Source organism: Mycolicibacter longobardus (assembly GCF_002102265.1).
GTDB classification, from domain to species: domain Bacteria; phylum Actinomycetota; class Actinomycetes; order Mycobacteriales; family Mycobacteriaceae; genus Mycobacterium; species Mycobacterium longobardum.
Genome location: NZ_LQPG01000018.1, coordinates 177831 through 199359 on the forward strand (window position 1 = coordinate 177831; position 21529 = coordinate 199359).

Consider the following 21529-nt stretch of genomic DNA (forward strand, 5'->3'; position numbering starts at 1 on the left):
GATGAGGGGGTGTCTATCGTCGCCGGATCGTCTGGTGCTCCGTCGTCGATGACCCTGACGGCGGTGCGTTCCGCCGGAAGCCGTATCCAAGACCGGGTATTCCGCTTGGTGGCAGAAGCCTCCGGTGTGTTGATCATCGTGTTGATCACCGCTGTCGGTGGCTTCCTGCTGCTGCGCGCGATACCGGCGTTGCGGCGCAACCGGGAGAACTTCTTCACCTTCGGCGGTAACTGGGTCACCACCGACACCTCGGCGATGCATTTCGGTATCGCCGAGATGCTGCAGGTGACGGTTTTCGTCTCGGTGTTCGCCCTGTTGCTGGCCATGCCGGTGGCCTTGGGTGTGGCGGTCTATCTCGCCGAATACGCGCCCCGGCGGCTGGTCGGGCCGCTGGGCTACATGGTCGAACTCCTCGCCGCCGTGCCGTCGATCATCTACGGGGCGTGGGGTTTGTACGTGCTGGCCCCTCAGCTGCGCAGCACCGCGCTGTGGCTCAACGAAAATCTCGGTGGGTTCTTCTTGTTCGCGACGGGCAATGCCTCGGTCGCCGGCGGCGGGACCATCTTCACCGGCGGGATCGTGCTGGCGGTGATGATCCTGCCGATCATCACCGCGGTCACCCGCGAGGTGCTGGCCCAGACACCGCGCGGGCAGATCGAGGCTGCGCTGGCGTTGGGGGCGACCCGCTGGGAGGTGGTCAAGATGGTGGTGCTGCCGTTCGGCCGCTCCGGGTACATCAGCGCCGCGATGCTGGGATTGGGCCGCGCGCTCGGTGAGACGGTTGCGCTGCTGATCATTCTGCGGTCCACCCAGAAGGCGTTCAATTGGTCGCTGTTCGACGGCGGTTCCACCTTCGCCACCAAGATCGCCGCCACCGCATCGGAGTTCAACGACCAGTACAAGGCAGGCGCCTACATCGCGGCCGGGCTGGTGTTGTTCGTGCTGACGCTGGTGGTCAACGCGCTGGCGCGCGCCGCCATCACCCAGAAGGTTCACTCATGACCTCGCTGCTGGACCGGCCCGTCAAGCCCCGCACGTTCGCGGCGGTCAGCCTGCGGCGTCGAGTCGCCGATTCGATTGCGACAGTGCTGGTCACCCTCGCGATGGTGGTGGCGTTGGTCCCGCTGGTGTGGGTGATGTACTCGGTGATCGAGCATGGGTTCGCCGTGGTCAGTTCCAGCGATTGGTGGACGCACTCGCAGGCCGGCATGACGGCGTTCGTGTCCGGGGGCGGCGCGTACCACGCGATCGTCGGGACGCTGTTGCAGGGACTGGTGTGCGCGGCGATCTCGATACCGGTCGGGATCTTCGTGGCGATCTACCTGGTCGAGTACGGCGCCGGCACCCGACTGGGCAAGCTCGCGACCTTCATGGTCGACATCCTGACCGGCGTGCCGTCGATCGTCGCGGCACTGTTCGTCTACGCGCTGTGGGTCGCCACCTTGGGATTCCAGCGTTCCGGTTTCGCGGTGTCGCTGTCGCTGGTGCTGCTGATGGTGCCGGTGATCGTGCGGGCGACCGAGGAGATGCTCCGGATCATTCCGATGGACCTGCGAGAAGCCAGCTACGCGTTGGGCGCACCGAAGTGGAAGACCATCACCAGCATCGTGATTCCGACCGCGTTGTCGGGCATCATCACCGGGATCCTGCTGGCGCTGGCCCGGGTGATGGGAGAGACCGCGCCGCTGCTGATCCTGGTCGGCTATTCGCAGGCGATCAACTTCGACATGTTCCAGGGCTTCATGGGGTCGTTGCCGGGAATGATGTATGACCAGACGTCGGCGGGCGCGGGTACCAGCGCAGTTCCCACCGATCGTCTCTGGGGCGCCGCGCTGACGCTGATCGTCTTGATCGCGATACTCAACGTCGCGGCCAGGTTCGGGGCACGCCTCTTCGCGCCCAAGAAGTTCTGATGTCTCGGCAATCCAGCGCGTAGCGGTGGGTCAAGAAGGAGAGCTGCACGGTGGCTAAAAGGTTGGACCTGACCGACCTCAACATCTATTACGGGTCTTTTCACGCCGTCGCCGACGTGACGCTGTCGGTCGCTCCCCGCAGCGTGACCGCGTTCATCGGGCCGTCCGGATGCGGCAAGTCGACCGTGTTGCGCACCCTCAATCGGATGCACGAGATCACCCCGGGGGCCTGGATCGAGGGCTCGGTGCTGCTCGACGGCGAGAACATCTACCGCCCCGGGATCGACCCGGTGGGGGTGCGCAAGGCTGTCGGCATGGTGTTTCAGCGCCCAAATCCTTTCCCCACCATGTCGATTCGCGACAACGTGATAGCCGGGCTCAAACTGCAGGGTATCCGCAACCGCAAGATGCTGGATGAGACCGTCGAGTTCTCACTGCGCGGGGCCAACCTGTGGAACGAGGTCAAGGACCGGCTGGACAGACCCGGTGGGGGCCTGTCGGGTGGGCAGCAGCAGCGGCTGTGTATCGCTCGGGCGATCGCGGTGCAACCCGACGTGCTGTTGATGGACGAACCCTGTTCCGCGCTGGACCCGATCTCGACGATGGCCATCGAAGAGCTGATCGCCCAGCTCAAACAGGACTACACGATCGTGATCGTCACCCACAACATGCAGCAGGCGGCGCGGGTGAGTGACCAGACGGCGTTCTTCAACCTGGCCGACGTCGGCAAGCCGGGCCGCCTGATCGAGATCGACGGGACCGAGAAGATCTTCTCCAACCCGAGTCTCAAGGAAACCGAGGACTACATCTCCGGGCGCTTCGGCTAGCTGCCACGGGCCAGCGGATTGGTCGAGTGGCCGCGGCGCGCCTATCCTTGCCGGAGTGTCCGAACCGTCTGTCGCGCAGTTGCGTACGCAACTTGACGGACTGACCATCCGGGACGCGGCGTATTTCGGGCGGCGGCTGAAAGATCTGCGCGGCGCGCAGCCGGAGAAGTTGCGGCAGCTCGCCGACCGGATCACCGCGGCGCAGGCCCTGGTCGCCGCGCGGCGTGCCGCCGTGCCGGCCATCAGCTATCCCGACCTGCCGGTCAGCGACCGTCGCGATGAGATCGCCGCCGCGATCCGGGACCATCAAGCGGTGGTGGTGGCCGGCGAGACCGGCTCCGGCAAGACCACCCAGCTGCCCAAGATCTGTCTGGAGCTCGGCCGCGGGATCCGCGGCACTATCGGTCACACCCAGCCGCGGCGGCTGGCTGCCCGCACCGTCGCCCAGCGCATCGCGGACGAATTGGCCAGTCCGGTGGGCGATGTCGTCGGCTATGCGATCCGGTTCACCGACCGGGTGTCCGACCGCACCCTGGTCAAGCTGATGACGGACGGCATCCTGCTCGCCGAGCTGGAACGGGATCGCCGGCTGCTGCGCTACGACACGCTGATCATCGACGAGGCGCACGAACGCAGTCTCAACATCGACTTCCTGCTCGGCTACCTGCGTGAGTTGCTGCCGCGCCGCCCGGATCTGAAAGTGATCATCACCTCGGCCACGATCGAACCCCAGCGCTTCGCAGAGTATTTCGGCGGTGCTCCGATCGTCGAGGTGTCCGGCCGCAGCTACCCGGTCGAGATCCGGTACCGCCCGTTGGAGCTGCCGGTCAGCTCCACGACCGGTGATGATCCGGACGACCCCGACCAGGAGATCATCCGCACGCAGACGCGCGATGAGATCGAGGCGATCGTCGACGCCGTGCATGAACTGTCCGCCGAACCACCGGGCGACATCTTGGTCTTCCTGTCCGGCGAGCGCGAGATCCGCGACACCGCAGAGGCGTTGAGCGGGCTGGCCAACACCGAGATTCTCCCGCTGTATGCGCGGCTGTCCTCGGTCGAACAGCAGAAGGTGTTCGCCCCGGCCCGCACCGGTCGACGGATCGTGCTGGCTACCAACGTGGCTGAGACATCGCTGACGGTGCCGGGCATCCGGTACGTCATCGACCCGGGCAACGCGCGCATCTCGCGCTACAGCCGCCGGCTGAAGGTGCAGCGGCTGCCCATCGAACCCATCTCGCAGGCCTCCGCGGCGCAACGCAGTGGCCGGTGCGGCCGCACCGCACCCGGGGTGTGCATCCGGCTCTACAGCGAAGCCGACTTCGACACCCGCCCGCGCTACACCGACCCCGAGGTGTTGCGCACCAACCTGGCCGCGGTGCTGCTGCGAATGGCGTCGCTGCGGCTGGGGGCCGTGGAGGACTTCGGCTTCCTCGACCCGCCTGATTCCCGCAGCATCCGCGACGGGGTAGCGCTGCTGGTCGAGCTCGGCGCGTTCACCGCGCAGGGCGCGATCACCGACGTCGGCCGCCGGCTGGCCCGGCTGCCGGTGGATCCGCGGCTGGGCCGGATGATCCTGGCCGCCGAGGCTGAGGGCTGTGTGCGTGAGGTGCTGGTGCTGGCAGCCGCCCTGACCATTCCCGACCCACGGGAGCGGCCGGTCGACCGGGAGGAGGCCGCCCGGGCCAAGCACGCTCGATTCGTCGACGACGATTCCGACTTCATCGCCTACCTCAACTTGTGGTCGTACCTATCCGAGCAGCGGAAATCACTGAGCGGCAGTGCGTTTCGCCGGATGTGCCGCAATGAGTTCCTGCACCACCTGCGGATCCGAGAATGGCAGGATCTGGTCGGGCAGTTGCGCAGCGTCGCCGGCGACCTGGGCATCCGCGAATCGGGCGAGCCGGCCCAACCGGCCGCGATCCACGCCGCACTGCTGGCCGGAATGCTGTCGCACGTCGGGATGCGCCGCGATGATGGTCGTGAATTCGCCGGGGCGCGCAACTCGAAGTTCGTGCTGGCTCCCGGCTCGGTGCTGGCCAAACGGCCGCCGCGCTGGACGATGGTGGCCGAACTGGTGGAGACCAGCCGGCTGTTCGGTCGGACCGCCGCGCGTATCCAACCCGAGACCGTCGAGCGGGTCGCCGCAGACTTGGTGCAGCGCAGTCACAGCGAACCGCACTGGGACGCCAAGCGCGGCGAGGTGATGGCCTTCGAGAAGGTGACCCTCTACGGCCTTCCGCTGGTGGCGCGTCGCCGGGTCGGCTACGCACGGGTGGAGCCGGCGGTGGCGCGCGAACTGTTCATCCGGCACGCGCTGGTGGAGGGGGACTGGTCCAGCGGGCATCGGTTCTTGGCCGACAACGCCACGCTGCGCACCCAACTGCGGGAGTTGGAGGATCGGGTCCGGCGCCGCGACCTGATCGTCGACGACGACACGGTCTACGACCTCTACGACGCAAGGATTCCCGCCGACGTGGTCTCGGCTCGGCACTTCGACGGCTGGTGGCGCAAGCAGCGCCAGGTGACACCCGAGCTGCTGACGTTCACCCGCGATGAGTTGCTGCGCACCCACGAGATGCTCGGTGCCGACCGGCCGGACAGGTGGGAAACCGCGGATGCCGCATTGCCGTTGACCTATCGGTTCGAGCCGGGGGCTGCCGACGACGGGGTCACCGTGCACGTGCCGATCGACGTGTTGGCACGCCTCGGCGGTGACGAGTTCGCCTGGCAGGTACCGGCCCTGCGTGAAGAGCTGATCACCGCCCTGATCCGGTCGTTGCCGAAAGACCTGCGGCGCAACTTCGTTCCCGCCCCCGACACCGCCCGCGCGGTGCTGCCCGCCATCGAGTCGGCCGGCGAGGCGCTGCCGGAGGCGCTGGCCCGCGAACTGTGCCGCCGCACCGGAGTGCGTGTGCCGATCGACGCCTTCGACCTGGCGAAGCTGCCGGCGCACTTGCGGGTGACATTCGCCGTCGAGGCCGCCGACGGTACCGAGGTCGCCCGCGGCAAAGACCTTGCCGCCCTGCAGGAACGGCTGGCGGGGTCGGCCCGGGATGCGGTCGCCGACGCGGTCAGTGCCGACTGGGAACGCGCCGGGCTGCGCGACTGGCCGGAGGATCTGGATGTGCTGCCGCGGGCCGTGCAGCGGGTGGTGTCCGGGCGTGCGGTCCGCGGCTTCCCGGCTTTCGTCGATGCCGGCGACACCGCGCAACTGCGGGTGTTCGCCACCGAGGCCGAGCAGCGGGCCGCGCTTGGCCCGGGCATCCGCCGGTTGCTGCGCTGCGCGGTGGCATCGCCGGTCAAAACCGTTGAGCGTCAGCTGAGTTCGCAGACCCGGCTGATGCTCAAAGCGAATCCGGACGGGTCGCTGGCGGCCCTGCTCAACGACTGCGCCGACGCCGCGACCGATGCGCTGACGCCGGCGCCGGTGTGGACCCGCGACGAGTTCATCGCGCTGCGGGACCGGGTGGCCGCGGCCCTGGTGCCGGCCACCGCAGACATGGTGGTTCGGGTTGAGAAGGTGCTGGCCGCCGCCCGGGACACCCAGCTGGCCCTGCCGGCACAGCCGCCGGCCGGCCACGCCGAGGCGATCGCCGATATCGCCGGCCAGCTGGACGCGCTGCTGGCGCCAGGGTTCGTCACCGCCACCGGGGGCGCTCACCTGGGGGACCTCACCCGTTATCTCACCGCGGCCCGTCGCCGGCTGGAGCAGCTGCCCCGCGCCCTGCAGGCTGACCGGGACCGAATGGCCCGGGTGCATGCGGTGCAGCAGGCCTACGACGAACTGCTGGCGGCGCTGCCGGCGGCGCGCCGTGACGCCGATGACGTGCGTGACATCGCCCGCCAGATCCAGGAGCTGCGGGTGAGCCTGTGGGCTCAGCAACTCGGCACCCCGCGCCCGGTCAGCGAGCAGCGCATCTACCGGTCGATAGATGCCTTACTCGGGTGACGGCAGGGTGTGCTCGTCGGGGAACTTGCCGGTGGCCTGGAAGATGACCCGGCGGGCGACCTCGACGGCGTGGTCGGCGAACCGCTCGTAGAACCGGCCCAGCAGGGTCACGTCGATTGCGGCGGCCACCCCGTGCCGCCATTCCTTGTCCATCATCACCGAGAACAGATGCCGGTGCAGGTCGTCCATCGCGTCGTCTTCCTCGCGAATCCGGGCGGCCTTCTCCGGGTCGCGCGACAGCAGCACCTCTTGCGCACTGTTGCCCAATTCGACCGCGAGTCTTCCCATTTCGGCGAAGTATCCGTTGACCTCTTCAGGCAGCGCGTGTTGCGGATGCCGGCGGCGGGTGATCTTGGCGACGTGCAGGGCCAGCGCCCCCATCCGGTCGATGTCGGCGACTATCTGGATGGAGCTGACAATGGCTCGCAGATCCCCGGCGACCGGTGCCTGCAGCGCCAGCAGCACGAAGGCGCTCTCCTCGGCGCGGGCGCTCATGGTGGCGATCTTCTCGTGGTCGGTGATCACCTGTTCGGCCAGCATCAGGTCGGCCTGCAGCAGGGCCTGAGTGGCGCGTTCCATGGCGGCCCCGGCTAAGCCGCACATCGTGCCGAGCTGTTTGGCCAAGTCCGAGAGTTGCTCGTGGTACGCGGTTCGCATGCCCTCAAGACTAAAGCGTGTCGAACATCTCTGTCGGATAGGTCGGCACCGCCCTTCTCGGGCGTCGTCGGTTCAGGCCGCGGGTGCGGTGTGAACGTCGGTTCCCGCGTCTTTCGGGCTGGTTTCACCAACACGCCGGTGTTGGTCAGCGCCGTCCCGTCGGCGGGCGTTGGTGACCCGGCCTCCTGCTTGGGGGTCCGGGGATCGGTGTGGGTTGTGGTGGGTTTGGCCCCAGCGGGCCAGGTTGATCGCCGCGTTGGTGTCACGATCCAGGCGATGGCCGTTTGCGCAGGTGAAAACCCGATCGGCCAGGCTCAGATCGGTGCGGCGATATGCGCAAGTCGAGCAGAGTTGGCTGGAAGGGTACCAGCGGTCGGCGACGGCGAGCTGGCCGTGCCGCCAGGACTGTTTGTAGCGCAGTTGGCGGGCGAACTCGGCCCAGCCGGCATCCGATATTGCACGAGCCAACCGGTGGTTGGCCAGCATCCCTGCAATGTTGAGGTCTTCGATGACGAGCCGGTCGTGAGTCTTGACCAGCGCGTTGGAGACCTGATGTGCGAAATGCCGGCGGGTATTAGCGACGTGATGGTGATGCCGGGCCAGTTTGGCGGCGGCATCGCGACGGTTGTGTGATCCTTTCTGTTTGCGGGACAAAGATTTAGCCAACCGGCGTTGGGTGGCCATGCCGGCGGTGAGCGCTTTGGGAGCATGTGTGATGCGGGTGACCTCGGCGCCCTCGGCGGTGGCGGCCACGACGAACGCCGACAGGCCTCGGTCGACGCCAACCCAGCCGCCATCATCTGCCGATCCGCGGGCTGGGTGTCGGTGAGCAGGGTGCAGCTCGGCGGCCTCGACGTTGAGCGACACCCACCAGCGGCCGGCGTGGTAGCTGATGGTGGCGAACAGGACTTTGGCGCGATCCGACCCGGCCGGTAAATCCCGGCAGGCCAGCGTGATCGCGAGATAGCGGATGCGTGATGGCGGAGATGGCCGAACTCGGCCGCTACTCGCAGGTGGTGTCGGCGGCGTTGGTGACCGTGAGGTCCTCGGGCAGTTCGGTCGGCTCGACGCTGGCACCGCGATTGAGTTGCACGCTGACCTGCGAGCCGCTGGCCGCGGGCTTGTTCACGGCACGGAAGTCCGAGCCCAGCACCACCCGCACGATATTGCCCAGGCCGGTGACCCGCTCGATCGGCGTTCCTGGCAGCGCCGAGGCCACCGTGGCGGCGGCCTGCTCGTTGCCGGGGGAGAACAGCACCTTGGTGGTCTTGACTATGCCGGGGTAGTCGTCGGCGTTGTCGACGTTGAAGCCCCACTGCTGCAGGTTCTCAGAGGTGGAGGCGGCCAGGCCGGACTGCTCGGTGGCGTTGGACACCCGCACGGTCACGTCGCCGGGCGAGGTGGTGACCGCCCGCACCTGCTCGCTGTGCGGCTTGACCGCCGGGCTGGCCGGTGCTCCGGAGGCCTGGGTTGTGGGGCTGGCCGCCGCTGCGGTCGGAGCCGAGGTGGCGTTGTGGTCGTTCTCGCCGGGCAGCGGGTCGTCGTTGATGATGGCGTCGAACAGCGCCCGCACGTCGTCCATCCGGGGGACCTCGTCGCCGTTCTCGTCGGTCTCGCTGGTGGGCACCGTCACGAAGGTGATGTGGCCGGCGGCGACCTTCTGCAGCGACTGGCCGAGGTTCACCAGGTCTTTGGTGGTGATGTTGTCCACGAAGCTATCGCCGATGAACATGTTGACCACGTTGTTGAGCTTGGTCGGCGAGAAGAAGGTGTTGGTGGAGATCAGCGAGCGCAGCAGCGAGGACAGGAACAGCTGCTGGCGCTTGATGCGGCCGTAGTCACCGTTGTCCTCGGTGGTGACATTGCGGGCCCGCACGTAGCTCAGCGCGGTCGCGCCGTTGACCCGCTGGCGCCCCGAATTCTCCAGGACACTGCCCAGTTCGAGGTCGTAGAGCGGGCTGGTGGTGCACACTTCGACGCCGCCCAGCGCGTCGACCATCTTGCCGAAACCGACGAAGTCGACGGCCATGAACCGGTTTACCGCAAGCCCGGAGAGCTTCTGGATCTCCTTGACCAGACACTTCGGCCCGCCGTAGGCATACGTTGAGTTCAGCTTCGTCTCGGTGTAGACGGTCTCGCCGCTCCAGGTACCGGTCTCGTCGTCGTAGATCGGGCCGTACACGCCGGTGGAGGCGTTCCAGACGTCACATTCGATGGGCGTGATCGCCAGGTCGCGCGGGAACGACACCACCACCACGCGTTTACGGTTCGCCGGGATGTTGACCAGCATGATCGTGTCGGAGCGGGCACCCTCGGCGTCCTCGACGCTGCCGGCACCGATGTTGCTGTTGGCGCCTGCCCGGGTGTCTGCGCCCACGATCAGGAAGTTCTCGTCGCCGTACTGCCCGGCTGCGTCGAGGATGTCGTGCGAGTTCGGGTCCAGCGCGCTGACATGGTTGAGGCTGCGGTTCTTCGAGCTGCTCCACTGCCAGGCCGAACCGGTCAGCACCAGGGCGAGGATCGCCATCATGGCCGCCACCATCCGGCCGGCCAGCATCGCCCGGTGGTGGGGCTGGTGCGGGCGCGGTTCGCCGGCTTCGGGACGGGCGCGACGGCGCGGGTCGATCCGCACCGGCGGTATCTCAGGCGCCACATCCGGCGGTTCAGCGAGGCTCGACGAAGGAGAGGCGAAGCTGGGGCCGCCGTATGAACCCGGCGGTTCAGCGAGGCTCGACGGAGGAGAGGCGAAGCTGGGGCCGCCGTATGAACCCGGCGGTTCAGCGGTGGGAGCGAACCCGTCCCAATCGTTGTCGTGGACCGGGGCGTGCGGCGTGGCGTGAATCCGGTCGAGGTCGGGCAGCTCTGAGGGGTAGGCCACCTCGGCGATGTCGAGCTCGAAGGCCGGCACGTGCTCGGGTTCGGGTTCGGGCGTGAAGAGGGGCTCGACGAACTCGGGTACCTCGGATACTTCGGGGGGTTCCGGGGCGGCGTGGCGCCGGCTGCGCCCGCCGGACGGCGGAGCGTCGGCGTTGACCCTGGCGATCAGGTCGGCGACGCTCACCGAGCCGTTGCCGCCGTTGCGGCGCCGCGGCGCGGTCCGTCGGCGTGGGGGGAGCCCGGGGTCCGGGGCCGGTGCCTGCCAGCGTTCCCAGGGCGCGGGCCCAGGCGGCGTCATCGTCATCAGCTGATGGTCGCCGTCATCTCGCCCGTCTGGCGCCCAGGGGCCAGGAGTGGCGTTATCGCCGTCACTCATGTCCTCAAGGGCCTCCGAGTCTTCGGTACCGGGGTCGAACGCACGCCGATGTGGCACGGACGATCATCGTCGGTCGTCGTACCTGTTTCTCCAACCCCGGCGGGGACCACCCCCGCTTGGGGCAACAAGCTACTTAGTCTACTGAGAACTTTCCAGACACGCGATGTCGAGAAAGTCTCATTTCAGCCACCCGAGTGCATAATGTCCGCCCCAGTCGGCACTGCACAGTCATCGGGGTCCGCCAGCCAGCCCTCGGGTAGCGCGACCTTGGCCGGCGAACCCTGCCGGCCGCGCGGCCCGGTGGCGGCGGCCGGGAACGGGATCGAGCCGTCCAGCTGGCTCAGCAGGGCGTCGAGTTCGGACAGTGTCGTCACCATCGCCAGCCCGCGTCGCAGCTCCGAACCGGCGGGAAAGCCGTGCAGGTACCAGGCGACGTGCTTGCGGATCTCTCGCATGCCCTTGTCCTCGCCGAAATGCTGGGTCAGCAGTTCGCCGTGTCGGCGGATGATGTCGGCCACCTCGCCCAGGGCGGGTGGTGTCGGGGCGGGCCGGCCGGCGAAGGCTGCCGACAGTTCGCCGAACAGCCACGGGCGCCCCAGGCAGCCCCGGCCGATCACGACACCGTCGCAACCCGTTGCCGCCATCATGGCCAGTGCGTCGCCGGCCTCGAAGATGTCTCCGTTGCCGAGCACCGGAATCGAGCGCACATGTGCTTTGAGCTGGGCGATCTGTTCCCAGTCGGCGGCGCCGGAGTAGCGCTGCGCCGCGGTCCGCGCGTGCAGGGCCACCGCCGCGGCCCCCTCCGCCTCGGCGATGCGCCCGGCGTCCAGATGGGTGTGGGTGGACTCGTCGATGCCGATCCGGAACTTCACGGTCACCGGAATACCGGAGCTGCCGGCTCCCCGCACCGCCGCGGCGACGATGTTGCCGAACAGCCGGCGCTTGTAGGGCAGCGCCGACCCGCCACCGTGGCGGGTCACCTTGGGCACCGGGCAGCCGAAGTTCATATCTATGTGGTCGGCCAGTCCTTCGTCGGCGATCATCTTCGCCGCCGCGTAGGTGGTGTCCGGGTCGACGGTGTAGAGCTGCAGCGAGCGCGGCGACTCTTCCGGCGCGAACGTCGTCATGTGCAGGGTGGCCGGGTGCCGTTCGACCAGCGCCCGGGCTGTCACCATCTCGCAGACGTAGAGCCCGCTGACCGTTCCGGCCCGGGACTGTTCCAGCTCGCGGCAGAGCGTGCGGAATGCGACGTTGGTCACACCGGCCATCGGGGCCAGCACAACCGGGCTGGCGAGCCGAAGCGAGCCGATCCGCAAATCCCGCTGGACCGTCGCGCCCGCCGCCAGCAGGTCGCCGCTGTCGACTACGACGCCGATGAGGCGAGCTCCTTCTTGGCGGCGCGTTTCTCGGCCATCTTGGCCTCCCGCTCGAGCCGGCGCTGCTTGGCGATCTCGAACTTCTCGCAGGTGTCGTCCAGCTCGGCGACGATCTTGCCGATCTCGTCCTGGTAGCGGGCCGCTTCGCCGGTGAAGTCCCGTTCCAGGATGCCCCACTTCTTCAGCACCGGCATCACCACGTCGTCGCGGTGGATCATCGGGTCGTAGACACCGCCGACCGCGATGATCACCGCCTTGCGGCGGAACTCCGGGACCACGAAACCGGGCATCTGGAAGTTGGCCAGCACCCGGTGCAGTGAACGCATCGCCTGTTCCGGCGCGAGGTCGAAGCCGACCGCGCTGATGTCACGGTAGAAGATCATGTGCAGGTTTTCGTCGTGCGAGATCCGGGCCAGCAGCTGGTCGGCGATCGGGTCGTTGCAGGCCTGGCCGGTGTTGCGGTGCGAAATCCGGGTGGCCAGTTCCTGGAAGCTCACGTAGATGACCGAGTCGAACAGGCTCTCGGCGAACAAGTCGTCCTGGACCTGGTGGTTCTGGCCGGGGCTGAAGCCGCGGTTGACGGTCTCCATCCGCAGCGTTTCCAGCTCGATCGGGTCGCAGTTACGGGTGACGACCAGGTAGTCGCGCAGTGCGATGCCGTGCCGGTTCTCCTCGGCCGTCCAGCGGTTCACCCAGGTGCCCCACGGGGCGTCCATGGTGAAGTTCATCGCGATCTCGCGGTGGTAGGACGGCAGGTTGTCCTCGGTCAGCAGGTTCTGGATCATCGCGGTCCGGGCGACCTCGGACAGCTTCGACTGCTCGGGGTCCCAATCCTGCCCGCCGAGGGCGTAGTAATTCTTGCCCTCCGACCAGGGGATGTAGTCGTGGGGGTTCCAGTCCTTGGCCATGGAGAGATGCCGATTGAGGAGTGTCTCTACGACGGGTTGGAGTTCGTGCAATAACTCTCGATCAGTCCATTCCCGTTCCATGCCAGCTCCCCAGGTATCTGTGTCGACTAGTTGCAGGCAATATATCTGTGTCTGTCGGTAGCATCAAGTTTTACGCAGGCGTGTTTGGCGTCCGTCCTCGAACCAGCCCTAACGCTTGGCCTGGTTATTGAGCAACATGTCGACGCAGAAGTCGATGAACTGGGCGCGGCTGGCCGTGAGCCGCCCGTTCAGGTAGGCGATGAACAGGGCGGTCAGGGCGCCGATCAGCCCGGTTGCCACCATTTGCTGGATTGCCGGATCGCCGGATCGGGCAAGTGTGCGTTCCAGCATCTCGATGAAGTCCGGCATCCACTTGGCGCCGGAGCGGGTCAGGATCGGCTCCGTCTCCGGGGCCAGCAGTAGCACCCTGCCGCGCTCCGGGTCGTCGAGCAGCAGCGCCACGAAGCGTTCCACGGCTTCTCGCGGTGTGCGGACCTCCAGCATGGTCGCCATGCCGCGGGCACACACGTCGTCATACACGTCGCGCACGAATTCGTCGCGGTCGGTGAAGCTCTCGTAGAAGTAGCGTTCGGTCAGCGCGGCGGCCCGGCAGACCGACCGGACGGTCAGTGTGGGCCCGCTTTCGTCGCCGAGCAGTCGCACGCCGGCGGCGATGAATTCGTCTCGGCGCCGGGCCTGGCGTTCTTCCAGTGGGACCCCGGCCCAGCGGCCCCGGCGTTGACCAAACGGCACTGCATCTCCTAAGGTCCATTCTGACAACGTTTGTGATCAGAAATTGCCTACGTTCGACGGGAACCTCTATTTTGGCCCAATTCCTCTCTGGGTAGAGTTCGCCCCTCCGTGACGCGGCGCTGTGCCCGGCTGACGCGCCGCTGGTGCACACCCCGGCGCGTGATCTTCCGCCGTTCGAATGAGCGCGACAACCCGATGCATTACTGCCTGAAGCTTTAAGGCTCAGTTCGCCCGACGGGCCGGCCAGCCGGGCGCCTTCGCGGTCCGTGAACGGGCCGCTCGTCAGTGCGTTGGTCCAGACAATAAACCCTCGCCTCTCCCGACCCTGCTCTTGACTAGGTGCTTGCCGCTGCGGAATAGTGTTCTTCAGAACGAAGAATGACATATGTTGTCCGGACAAATCCGCAGTCGAGTTTCCCTGGTTTCCCGGGGAGTGCGGATCTGTTGTCCGTGTCGGGTGAAAGCGGGTCATGGCAGATCACTCCAGCCTGTTGAGCCACCTCAGCCTTGAGGGCCGGATCGTGGTGGTGTCGGGTGCCGGCGGCGGCGGCATCGGCACCACGATCACCGCGATGGCCGCGCAGGTGGGCGCCACCGTGATCGCGGTGAGCCGCTCCCGGGAGAACCTCGACGAGCACATCGCGCCGCTGGCCGACCAGGGGATGTCGGTGCTGCCGGTGGCGGCCGACGCCTCCACCGACGAAGGCATCGACACGGTGCTCGATGCGGCGCGCCGTGCCGACGGGCGCCTCTACGGACTGGTCAACGTCGCCGGCGGCGCCGAGCCGTCCACTTGGATGCCCTCGACCCGGGTGACACGGTCGGATTGGCGGGAGATCTTCACCAACAACCTGGAGACCGCGTTCTTCATGAGCCGTGCGGTCGCCGCCGAACTGGTGGCTCAGCGGTTGCCGGGTTCGATCGTGTCGATCTCCTCGATCAGCGGAATGAACACCGCCCCATTCCATGTCGCCTACGGCACCGCCAAGGCCGCCGTCGTCGCGATGACCCGCACCATGGCCGTCGAATTGGCCGAGTCCGGGATCCGGGTGAACGCAGTGGCCCCGGGGGTGACCGAGACCACGGCGTCGAGCACCTATGTCGACCCCGATCCCGATCGCGACCGGCGCGCGATCGCGATGGGACGCCGCGGACGGCCCGACGAACAGGCCGGGCCGATCCTGTTCCTGCTCTCCGACCTGTCCAGCTACATCACCGGGCAGACCCTGCTGGTCGACGGTGGCCTCAACCTCAAATGGAGCCACCTCGCCGCCGACAACACCTCGCTGTTCCTCAAGGACGAAACCTTCCGCGCGGCGATGAGGAGGATGTGATGACCGATCCGGCCGAAGAACTCGCGCACCCCGTGACGATCGGTGTCGAGGCCTACACATCGGAGAGCTATGCCCGTGCCGAACGAGACAAGCTGTGGCGCAAGGTGTGGCAGCAGGCAGGCCGGGTCGAGGACCTGCCGGAGGTGGGCAGTTACCTGACCTACGACATCCTCGACGACTCGATCATCGTGGTCCGCAGCGGACCGAACGAGTTTCATGCGCACCACAACGTCTGCATGCACCGCGGCCGCCGCCTGGTCGACACGCCCGCCGGGGCGAAGAGCGCCTGTGCGCGCACCCGCAAGTCATTCGTCTGCGGCTTCCACGGCTGGACGTACGGCCTGGATGGGGCCTGCACCCACATCCGCGAACAGGACGACTGGCAGGGCGCCCTGACGCCGGACAACACCCATCTGCGGCCGGTGCGTGTCGACACCTGGGGCGGCTGGCTCTGGATCAACATGGACCCGGACTGCGAGTCGCTGGCCGACTATCTGTTCCCGGCCGCCAAGGTCCTGGACCCGTTCGGCCTGGAGAACATGCGCTACAAGTGGCGCAAATGGCTGGAGTTCGACTGCAACTGGAAGGTCGCCATGGAGGCCTTCAACGAGACGTACCACGTCTACACAACCCACCCGGAGTTCAACCGGTTCGGTGAGTTCAAGGGCTGGGCCAAGGTGCAGGGCAAGCACAGCAACCTCGGCTACGACGCTCCCGACGATCTGGAGGCGACCAAGTCCAAGATCCGGCTGGGAAGTGGCGCCGATCCGCGAGTGTCGACCGCGGAGATGCAGATCTACACCATGGAGGAGACCAACGCCACCACCACGGCGACCCTGGTGAACGCCGCCAAACGGCTGGTCGACGAGCTCCCCGAGGGCACCCCGGCCGACAAGGTCCTCGAACACTGGCTGGCATCGGCGCGCCGCGATGACGAAGCCCGCGGCGTCGTCTGGCCGACGATTCCCGCCGACGTGCTCGGGCAGGCCGGCACCGCCTGGCAGATCTTCCCGAACTTTCAGATCGGCCAGGGCCTCACCAGTGCGCTGTGCTACAGCGCCCGGCCCCATCCCAGCTACAACCCCGACAAGTGCATCTTCGAGGTCTCGGTGTTCGAACTCTTCCCCAAAGGCGAAGAGCCGCAGACGCAGTGGGAGCACACTCCGGTGGGTGACCCGAACTGGCGCTCCGTGCTCCCGCAGGACTTCTCCAACATGGCCGCGGTGCAACAGGGGATGAAATCCCTTGGCTACCCGGGGGCCAAGCCCAACCCGTACCGGGAGCGCGCGATCGTCAACCTGCACCACCAGTTGTCGAAGTACATGGGCGCCGGTGCCCCTCAAGAGATCCCGACAGGAAGCAACCCATGACCGACTGTCCACCGACTCAAACTCCCGACGACTTCGACATCGAAGCGCTGCGGGAGAAGTACGCCGTCGAGCGGGCCAAACGCATTCGCCCCGAGGGCTCGAGTCAGTACCTGGAACTCAAGGAGGATTTCGTCGAGTTCGCCGAGGTCGATCCGCACACCCCGGTGATTCCGCGTGAACCCGTCGATGCCGACATCGAGGTCGTGGTCCTCGGCGGCGGCATCGCCGGACTGCTCGCCGGCGCCTACCTGAAGAAGGCCGGCGTGGCCGACGTGCGGGTAATCGAGATGGGCGGCGACTTCGGCGGTGTCTGGTACTGGAACCGCTTCCCCGGAATCCAGTGCGACAACGACGCGTACTGCTACATCCCGATGCTCGAAGAGCTCGATTTCATCCCGTCCAAAAAGTTCGCCGACGGCGCCGAGATATTCCAGCATTGCCAGAACATCGGAAAGCGCTTCGGCCTCTATGACGGGGCGCTCTTCTCGACCCAAGTGCGCACCGTCCGCTGGGACGAGGAGATCAAGCGCTGGCAATTGACGACGAACCGGGGTGACGACCTGCGGGCGCGTTTCGTGGTGATGGCGCAGGGCTCCTACAACCGGCCCAAGTTGCCCGGCATCGCGGGGATCAAGGACTTCATGGACGCGGGCGGTCATGTCTTCCACTCGGCCCGCTGGGACTACGACTACACCGGCGGCGACGCGAACGGTGGCCTGGACCAGCTGGCCGACAAACGCGTTGCTCTGGTCGGTACCGGCGCGACTGGTGTGCAACTGGTCCCGCATCTGGGTCAGGATGCCAAGCAGCTCTACGTATTCCAGCGCACGCCGTCGTCGGTCGATTTCCGCGGCAACGAGCCCACCGACCCGCGGTGGGCCGCGTCGCTGCAGCCGGGTTGGCAGGCCGAACGCAAGCGCAACTTTCATCGCTGGTCGCCGTTCGAAGGCGTGGTGTTCGACGCCCCCGATATGGTGTGCGACTTCTGGACCGAGTTGGGTCGCAACCTGACCGCTCGTATCGGCGCCAGCCCCGACCCGACGGCCCTCGGCGTCGAGGAGATCATGGCGATGCGGGAGGAGGAGGACTACAAGATCATGGAGCGGCTGCGTCGCCGCATCGACGACATCGTCGAGGATCCGCAGACCGCTGAGGCGCTCAAACCGTACTACCGGTTCATGTGCAAGCGCCCGACCTCCAGCGACACCTACCTACCCGCGTTCAATCGGCCCAACGTCACGCTGGTCGACGTGGCCGAATCCAAGGGCGTCGAAAGGCTCACGGAGAAAGGCGTTGTCGCGGGCGGCGTCGAGTACGAGGTCGACTGCGTCATCTTCGCCAGTGGGTTCGAGATCTCCACGGAGATCAGCCGTCGGTACGCGATCGACGTCATCGAGGGCCGCGACGGGGTATCGCTGTTCGACCACTGGCGTGACGGGTTCTCGACCCTGCACGGGATGACCAGCCGCGGGTTCCCCAACCAGTTCCACACCGGCTTCATTCAGGGTGGCGTATCGGCCAACACGACCGCGATGTTCGAGCAGCAGGCCGAGCACATCGCCTACATCATCGCCGAGGCACTCAAACGCAGGGCGACGGTCGTCGAGCCCAGCGAGGAGGGCCAGAACGCCTGGGTCAACACCATCCGGGAGTTGGCATTCGACAACACCGCATTCGATTTATCTTGCACGCCAGGCTATTACAACAACGAAGGTCGTGGATTCGGCGACGCCGGCCGCTCATTCCTGGGTGAGCCCTACGGCCCCGGCTTCTATGCGTTCGAAGACCTGCTGCGCGACTGGCGTGCCGCCGGCGACCTGAAGGGCCTGGAGTTGCGATGACGACCACCACCACGCTGCCGACGCGAGATCTCACCGAGCGCATCGGAACCGAGGTCCGCGCCGACAAGGATGCGCTGCTGTCCGGTGTGCACGCCGGCGCCATCCGGGAACTGCTGGAGCAGCGCGGGGTCCTGGTGTTCCCGGAGATTGGGTTGACCGACGCCGAGCAGGTCGCCTTCACCGAAACACTCGGCACGCTGGCGCCCGAACGTGACGGTGAGGCCGTCTACGACGTCACACTCGACACCACCGTGAACAAGCAGGCCGACTACCTCAAGGGCTCGTTCTACTGGCACCTGGACGGCACCATGAACCAGGTGCCGATCCTCGCTTCGCTGCTCTCCAGCAGGGTGCTGCCGGCCGGCGGCGGCGGGGACACCGAGTTCTGCAACACCTACGCGGCCTACGACGACCTCTCCGATGACGACAAACAGCAACTCGCATCGCTGCGCGCGATGCATTCGGCGTGGAACTCCCTGCTGTACCACGACCCTGAGCCCGACTTCGCGACGCTGCGCCAGATGATGGCGATCGGGCAGTGCGAGCTGCCGGTGGTCTGGACGCACCGCTCCGGGCGCAAGTCACTGATCCTGGGCTGCACCGCCGGCCACATCATCGGGATGGACCCCCGCGAGAGCACTAGAACCCTGGTGCGGCTGCGCGATTGGGCCACCCAGCCGCAGTTCGTCTATCGGCACCGGTGGTCCGTCGGGGACCTGGTCATGTGGGACAACACCGGGACCATGCACCGGGCGCTGCCGTATGACCCCGACTCCGGTCGGATGCTGCGCCGGACCAAGCTCGCCGGTGAGGAACCCTTCGCTTGAGCGCAGACCAGGCCTCGGTCCTGAACTTCGATGGTCGCGTCGCCGTCGTGACCGGTGCCGGGCGAGGCCTGGGCCGGGCCTACGCACAGTTGCTGGCGGCACGGGGCGCCGGCGTCGTCGTCAATGACACCGGCGCCGATCTCAGCGGCGACGGCCTGCGCGAGGATCCGGCCGAGCAGGTGGCTGTCGAGATCCGCGACTCCGGCGGCGACGCGATCGCCTGCACCGCATCGGTCGCCACACCCGAAGGCGGCGAAGCGATCATCGGTGCGGCGCTGGAGCACTACGGCCGGGTCGACATCGTGATCCACAACGCCGGAAACGTGCGGAGCGCCTCGCTGCGCCAGATGAGCCCGGAAGATTTTGATGCCGTCCTCGACGTGCATCTGCGCGGAGCGTTCCATGTGGTGCGGGCGGCCTTCGGAGTCATGTGTGACGCAGGCTACGGTCGCATTGTGCTGACCTCCTCGATCGGCGGACTGTACGGCAACGCCGACGTGGCCAACTATGCCGCCGCGAAGGCGGGCGTGATCGGGCTGAGCAACGTCACGGCGCTGGAGGGCGCGCCGGTGGGTGTCCGGTGCAACGTGGTGGTTCCCGCGGCGGTGACCCGGATGGCCGAAGGAATCGACACCTCCGGTTACCCACCGATGCAGCCGGAGCTGGTTGCACCCGTGGTCGGCTGGCTCGCGCACGAATCCTGTTCGGTCACCGGCGAAGTGCTGATCGCTCTGGCCGGCCGGGTGGCGCGGGCGGCGCTGGTCGAGAGCCCCGGGGTGTACCAGCCGTCGTGGACGGTCGAGGATGTCGGCGCACGGATCGAGGAGATCCGCGATATCGCCGAACCGGTGCTGTTCCCGGTGGTGCCCGACGGGCACGCCGAGCACATCCGGTACAGCTTCGGCATGGCACGGGCAGACGAAGACGCCGAGAGAACGCAGTAGTCGAAGGAGTGTTGTGATGCGGGAATACACCAAGTTCTACATCGACGGGCAGTGGGTGGACCCGGTCGAGCTCAAAACCCTGGACGTCGAGAACCCGGCCACCGAAAAGGTCTGCGGGAGGATCGCACTCGGCTCAACCGCCGACGTCGACCACGCGGTCGCCGCGGCACGGCGGGCCTTCACCAGCTGGTCGCAGAGCAGCCGGGCCGAACGCCTGGATCTGCTGCAGTCGATCCTGGCCGAGTATCAGCGGCGCGCCGATGACCTGGCCGACGCGGTGAGCGAGGAGATGGGCGCCCCGCCGGCGCTGGCGGCCGGCGCCCAGGTGCAACTCGGGATCGGCCACCTGGTCACCGCGATCGACGCACTGAAGAACTTCTCGTTCACCGAGCAGCGCGGCGAGACCCTGGTGACCCGCGAGCCGATCGGGGTGTGCGGCCTGATCACGCCGTGGAACTGGCCGCTGAACCAGATCGCGGTCAAGGTCTACCCGGCGTTGTCCACTGGCTGCACCATGGTGCTCAAGCCCTCGGAGGTCGCGCCGTTCTCGGCCTACATCTTCACCGAGATCATGGCCGCCGCAGGAGTTCCGGCCGGGGTTTACAACATGGTCAACGGCGACGGTCCCGGGGTGGGCGTGGCGCTGTCGAGCCACCCGGACGTCGACCTCGTGTCGTTCACCGGCTCCACCCGCGCCGGCGTCGCGGTAGCCGAGAACGCCGCGCCGACGGTGAAACGGGTGACCCAGGAACTGGGCGGCAAGAGCGCCAACATCGTGCTCGACGACGACGCGTTCGCCGACAGCGTCGCGGCCGGGGTGAAGGCCATGATGGTCAACTCGGGGCAGAGCTGTAACGCGCCGTCACGGATGCTGGTGCCGAACTCGCGGATGGAGGAGGCCGTCGCGATCGCGCACGCGGTCGCCGAGCAGGTGAAGGTGGGTGATCCCGCCGATGCCAAGGCGATCGGGCCGGTGGCGTCGTCGGCGCAGTTCACCAAGGTGCAGGGCCTGATCGAACAGGGCATCGCCGAGGGCGCGACGGTCGCCGCCGGCGGTGCAGGCCGGCCGGAGGGGCTGGACACCGGCTACTTCGTCCGGCCAACGGTCTTCGCGCACGTGAACAACCAGATGACGATCGCACGCGAAGAGATCTTCGGCCCGGTGCTGTGCATCCTGGGCTATGACGATCTGGATGAAGCCGTCGAGATCGCCAACGACACCGACTACGGCCTGGCCGGCTACGTCTCCGGCGCCGACATCGACGCGGCGCGCGGCATCGCCCGCCGCATCCGGGCCGGCTGGGTGGCGATCAACCACGCTTTCGACCTGAACGCACCGTTCGGCGGGTACAAGCGCAGCGGCAACGGCCGCGAGTGGAGCGACGCCGGATTCCAGGAGTATCTGGAGACCAAGAGCACCCTGGGTTACGGGGCGGGTGCCGCTGCCGGCTGAGCGTGGTTTGCAACCTACCTCGATTGGGTGCAGGGCCGGGATCGCCAATTGCGCGCATCTGGGCGAGTGGCCGCGTCCCGCTGACACGGCATACGGCCGT

General features: G+C 67.2%; 16 protein-coding genes. 10 read left to right on the top strand and 6 right to left on the bottom strand.

Annotated features, from left to right (window positions below; translation table 11 throughout):
- The first annotated feature begins 48 nt into the window (after positions 1-48).
- From pstC to hrpA, 4 genes are read left to right on the top strand one after another with little or no spacing between them, the layout of a single operon-like run.
- Positions 49-1002, top strand: coding sequence for a phosphate ABC transporter permease subunit PstC (gene pstC, locus AWC16_RS10700; protein WP_165759202.1), 954 nt, complete (start codon positions 49-51; stop codon positions 1000-1002).
- Positions 999-1913, top strand: a complete 915-nt coding sequence (gene pstA / locus AWC16_RS10705) for a phosphate ABC transporter permease PstA (protein ID WP_085264712.1) — start codon at positions 999-1001, stop codon at positions 1911-1913. The genes pstC and pstA overlap by 4 nt, the downstream gene beginning before the upstream one ends.
- A 50-nt stretch (positions 1914-1963) precedes the next feature.
- On the top strand, positions 1964-2740 hold the full coding sequence (gene pstB, locus AWC16_RS10710; RefSeq protein WP_085264713.1) for a phosphate ABC transporter ATP-binding protein PstB: 777 nt from the start codon (positions 1964-1966) through the stop codon (positions 2738-2740).
- Between the two features lie 55 nt (positions 2741-2795).
- Positions 2796-6692, top strand: a complete 3897-nt coding sequence (gene hrpA / locus AWC16_RS10715) for an ATP-dependent RNA helicase HrpA (protein WP_085264714.1) — start codon at positions 2796-2798, stop codon at positions 6690-6692.
- Here the strand turns inward: hrpA and phoU are convergent.
- From phoU to AWC16_RS10745, 6 genes are all read right to left on the bottom strand, one after another.
- Entirely contained in the window at positions 6681-7349 is a 669-nt protein-coding gene (phoU, locus tag AWC16_RS10720) for a phosphate signaling complex protein PhoU (RefSeq protein ID WP_085264715.1), read from the bottom strand. The two genes, hrpA and phoU, sit on opposite strands and share 12 nt — an antisense overlap.
- Before the next feature lie 72 nt (positions 7350-7421).
- On the bottom strand, positions 7422-8426 hold the full coding sequence (locus tag AWC16_RS10725; RefSeq protein ID WP_264017212.1) for an RNA-guided endonuclease InsQ/TnpB family protein: 1005 nt from the start codon (positions 8424-8426) through the stop codon (positions 7422-7424).
- Positions 8353-10602 (bottom strand): LCP family protein, encoded by a 2250-nt coding sequence (locus tag AWC16_RS10730; RefSeq protein ID WP_085264717.1) that lies wholly within the window; start codon positions 10600-10602, stop codon positions 8353-8355. Before AWC16_RS10730 ends, AWC16_RS10725 begins: the two co-directional genes overlap by 74 nt.
- Positions 10603-10784: 182 nt before the next feature.
- Complete coding sequence (dusB, locus tag AWC16_RS10735; protein ID WP_085264718.1) at positions 10785-11918, bottom strand: tRNA dihydrouridine synthase DusB; 1134 nt, start codon at positions 11916-11918, stop codon at positions 10785-10787.
- 47 nt (positions 11919-11965) lie between these two features.
- Positions 11966-12967 (bottom strand): acyl-ACP desaturase, encoded by a 1002-nt coding sequence (locus tag AWC16_RS10740; protein WP_085264719.1) that lies wholly within the window; start codon positions 12965-12967, stop codon positions 11966-11968.
- Positions 12968-13075: 108 nt separating this feature from the next.
- The gene (locus AWC16_RS10745; RefSeq protein ID WP_085264720.1) at positions 13076-13660 is read right to left on the bottom strand and encodes a TetR/AcrR family transcriptional regulator; all 585 of its coding nucleotides are present in this window, start codon (positions 13658-13660) and stop codon (positions 13076-13078) included.
- A 470-nt stretch (positions 13661-14130) separates the two neighbouring features.
- Between AWC16_RS10745 and AWC16_RS10750 the strand changes: the two genes are divergently transcribed.
- Genes AWC16_RS10750 through AWC16_RS10775 form a run of 6 tightly spaced genes read left to right on the top strand, consistent with a single transcriptional unit; the run spans position 14131 to position 21429 of the window.
- Positions 14131-14994, top strand: coding sequence for an SDR family NAD(P)-dependent oxidoreductase (locus AWC16_RS10750; RefSeq protein WP_085264721.1), 864 nt, complete (start codon positions 14131-14133; stop codon positions 14992-14994).
- Positions 14994-16364, top strand: a complete 1371-nt coding sequence (locus AWC16_RS10755; RefSeq protein ID WP_085264722.1) for an aromatic ring-hydroxylating oxygenase subunit alpha — start codon at positions 14994-14996, stop codon at positions 16362-16364. Before AWC16_RS10750 ends, AWC16_RS10755 begins: the two co-directional genes overlap by 1 nt.
- The gene (locus AWC16_RS10760) at positions 16361-18205 is read left to right on the top strand and encodes a flavin-containing monooxygenase (protein WP_085264723.1); all 1845 of its coding nucleotides are present in this window, start codon (positions 16361-16363) and stop codon (positions 18203-18205) included. Before AWC16_RS10755 ends, AWC16_RS10760 begins: the two co-directional genes overlap by 4 nt.
- On the top strand, positions 18202-19032 hold the full coding sequence (locus AWC16_RS10765) for a TauD/TfdA dioxygenase family protein (protein ID WP_085264724.1): 831 nt from the start codon (positions 18202-18204) through the stop codon (positions 19030-19032). The genes AWC16_RS10760 and AWC16_RS10765 overlap by 4 nt, the downstream gene beginning before the upstream one ends.
- Entirely contained in the window at positions 19029-19976 is a 948-nt protein-coding gene (locus tag AWC16_RS10770) for an SDR family NAD(P)-dependent oxidoreductase (RefSeq protein ID WP_085264725.1), read from the top strand. Before AWC16_RS10765 ends, AWC16_RS10770 begins: the two co-directional genes overlap by 4 nt.
- Before the next feature lie 16 nt (positions 19977-19992).
- On the top strand, positions 19993-21429 hold the full coding sequence (locus tag AWC16_RS10775; RefSeq protein ID WP_085264726.1) for an aldehyde dehydrogenase family protein: 1437 nt from the start codon (positions 19993-19995) through the stop codon (positions 21427-21429).
- Positions 21430-21529: the final 100 nt, after the last annotated feature.

Excerpts from the sequence above, each read along its gene's own strand:
- AWC16_RS10755 (WP_085264722.1), top strand. The coding sequence starts at position 14,994 with ATGACCGATCCGGCCGAAGAACTCGCGCACCCCGTGACGATCGGTGTC.
- AWC16_RS10750 (WP_085264721.1), top strand. The coding sequence starts at position 14,131 with ATGGCAGATCACTCCAGCCTGTTGAGCCACCTCAGCCTTGAGGGCCGG.
- AWC16_RS10765 (WP_085264724.1), top strand. The coding sequence starts at position 18,202 with ATGACGACCACCACCACGCTGCCGACGCGAGATCTCACCGAGCGCATC.
- pstC (WP_165759202.1), top strand. The coding sequence starts at position 49 with ATGACCCTGACGGCGGTGCGTTCCGCCGGAAGCCGTATCCAAGACCGG.
- AWC16_RS10730 (WP_085264717.1), bottom strand. The coding sequence starts at position 10,602 with ATGAGTGACGGCGATAACGCCACTCCTGGCCCCTGGGCGCCAGACGGG.
- AWC16_RS10775 (WP_085264726.1), top strand. The coding sequence starts at position 19,993 with ATGCGGGAATACACCAAGTTCTACATCGACGGGCAGTGGGTGGACCCG.
- AWC16_RS10740 (WP_085264719.1), bottom strand. The coding sequence starts at position 12,967 with ATGGAACGGGAATGGACTGATCGAGAGTTATTGCACGAACTCCAACCC.
- pstA (WP_085264712.1), top strand. The coding sequence starts at position 999 with ATGACCTCGCTGCTGGACCGGCCCGTCAAGCCCCGCACGTTCGCGGCG.
- phoU (WP_085264715.1), bottom strand. The coding sequence starts at position 7,349 with ATGCGAACCGCGTACCACGAGCAACTCTCGGACTTGGCCAAACAGCTC.
- AWC16_RS10760 (WP_085264723.1), top strand. The coding sequence starts at position 16,361 with ATGACCGACTGTCCACCGACTCAAACTCCCGACGACTTCGACATCGAA.